The organism is Nocardioides sp. NPDC058538 (assembly GCF_042719275.1).
Classification (GTDB): Bacteria; Actinomycetota; Actinomycetes; order Propionibacteriales; family Nocardioidaceae; genus Nocardioides.
Window position 1 is genome coordinate 5,096 of the sequence record NZ_JBHXNY010000071.1, and the last position, 2,064, is coordinate 7,159.

General features: G+C 70.0%; 2 protein-coding genes. Both read left to right on the plus strand.

Features of this window, described 5'->3' with window-relative positions; all coding sequences use genetic code 11:
- The first annotated feature begins 103 nt into the window (after positions 1-103).
- Positions 104-1,264, plus strand: a complete 1,161-nt coding sequence (locus ACFWQC_RS28180; protein ID WP_378686106.1) for a hypothetical protein — start codon at positions 104-106, stop codon at positions 1,262-1,264.
- 376 nt (positions 1,265-1,640) lie between these two features.
- Complete coding sequence (locus ACFWQC_RS28185) at positions 1,641-1,952, plus strand: hypothetical protein (RefSeq protein ID WP_378686109.1); 312 nt, start codon at positions 1,641-1,643, stop codon at positions 1,950-1,952.
- Positions 1,953-2,064: the final 112 nt, after the last annotated feature.

A 2,064-nucleotide genomic window follows, 5' to 3' on the forward strand; every position in this document is an offset into this window, starting at 1 on the left:
TGCGCGCCCAGGCCGTACGAGACGCGTTCTACGCGCACTTCCCCAAGCAGCAGTAACCCCGTCCCCCACCCACAAGCTCCCCCGCTCTCGGAGAGGAACCCCGATGCCCAGCAACACCGCACAGCCCGCAGCTACGCCGGCACGCCGGCTCATCATCGCCGGAGCTACCGCCGCCGCCGCGATCGCTACCGGCGCTGCCTACTTCGCCATGGTCGGTTTCGGCCGCGATGTGGTCGGCATGACCGCTGCTTCCGCCTACCTCTTCGCCGGCGTCCTCGAAATCTGCCTGGTGACCGTCGCTCTGATGGCTCGCGAGGCCGCGCAGCAGGAGCGCCCCAACGGACTGCTGTTGTGGCTCACCTGGGGATTCTCCGGCGCCTCAGCCACCTTCGCCGCGGCTCATGAGATCTCCCTGGACCACTCCGCGGTCGCCGCCGGGTTCCGGTTCATCGTCCCCTTCCTCGCTGCGCTGATGTGGCACCTGGTCCTCGTTGGCGATCGCCACCTCGCGACCGGGCGCAGCTGGTCGCAGCTTCGCGCCAGCGGCCGTATGCACGCCGCCCTCGAGGCCGTCGAGGACTACCACGACGCGTGGAAGGCCCACAACGACCCCGAGCACGGCGGCACCGCCGCGACCCGCAAGAAGCTCATCCAGGCTCGCGAGCAGATGAAGCGCGCCGGCCGGATCGCCCGCCGCACCGTCGACCCCGAGCAGATGGGCGACGAGCTCGCCAAGTTCGTCGACTCCTTCCAGGAGTTCGCCGGCGGCGTCGAGACCGCGTGGAACCTCCAGGCCGGCACCCGCAACATCGAGGCCGGCACCGCCGCGCCCGTCCAGGTCGAGCAGCTCGCCCCGATGCCCGACGTCGACCAGGTCACCGCCGACCTCAAGGCCGCCGTACAGGCCCCGGCAGAGCTGCCCGCGCCTGTTTCCCCGTCCGAGCGCCCCATGCCCGCCGTAGAGGCCGTCACGGCGCCCTCAGAGCCCGTAGAGCCTCCCGCCCGTCCGCACCTGGTCACCGTGCCCGCTGTGCCCGCGGAAGAGAAGGTGAGCGAGCAGCACGCCCCCGAGCCCGAGCCGCCGGCCAAGCGCAGCGACGACACCAGCTCGACCGCCGCGCTCGAGCTCGAGGCCGCCCGTCTCCGCGCCGATGGCGTCAAGGTCAAGGAGATCGCCCGCCGGCTCACCGCGAAGTACGGCCGGCCCGTGTCTGATCGCAGCGTCTACCGCTGGACCGCCGGCACCAAGACCAAGGCGAGCTGACCCGCCCGACCTCGAGCACCGCCCGGCGCCCCGTGACCACCCGGCACGGGGCGCCGGCCTATTTCCCGCAACCATCGTTGCTACCCGCTCGACACCCTGGATACGCTCGCGGCAGCGCGGTTCACGAAGTGGTTCCGAGGACGCGAGCGCCCCCAGGCCGGCAAGGAACCAACCGCCTCAGCGGCCGGCGCCGCAGATCGTCGTGATGCTCATCCTTGCCCGGCCCTCGCCGGCCCACGCTCGAGCACAACAGGACCAAGGTCCCACCCATACCCCCGTTGACAACTTATGTTGTCGCACTTACGGTTAATACCGACAACACAAGTTGTCGCCGGGCAAGATCCGGAAGCGCAGCCACCTCAGGAGCACACCAGCCATGAACGACCGCCTCCAGCTCGCCGCCAACCGCGTCATCAACGAGTCCATCGCCGTCGTCCTCGATGAGCGCCGCGACCACTTCGAGGGCACGATCGCTGCCCGCCAGATCGTCGCCACCGCCGCACAGACCGACGTCCTCGCCGCCAAGCTCGACATCGTCACGGCCGCCCTGGACGAGCTGACCACCGTCGTCCAGAACACCGCCACCGACACGTTCGGCGAGGTCTCCACCGAGCTGACGTACCTCCGGGAAGCCGTCGAGCGGCTTACCCCCGCCACGATGACCAGCGACGACGCGAACGACCTCTGACCCACCGCCGGCGACCAGCAAGGAGCACACACCGATGAGCTACAACACCACCTCCAACGTCGACCCGAACACCAAGAGCGACCCGGAGCTGCGCGGCGACGACCCCCGCGCC

What these genes read in the sequence shown, in the direction of transcription:
- ACFWQC_RS28180 (WP_378686106.1), top strand. Translation starts at nt 104, where the DNA reads ATGCCCAGCAACACCGCACAGCCCGCAGCTACGCCGGCACGCCGGCTC.
- ACFWQC_RS28185 (WP_378686109.1), top strand. Translation starts at nt 1,641, where the DNA reads ATGAACGACCGCCTCCAGCTCGCCGCCAACCGCGTCATCAACGAGTCC.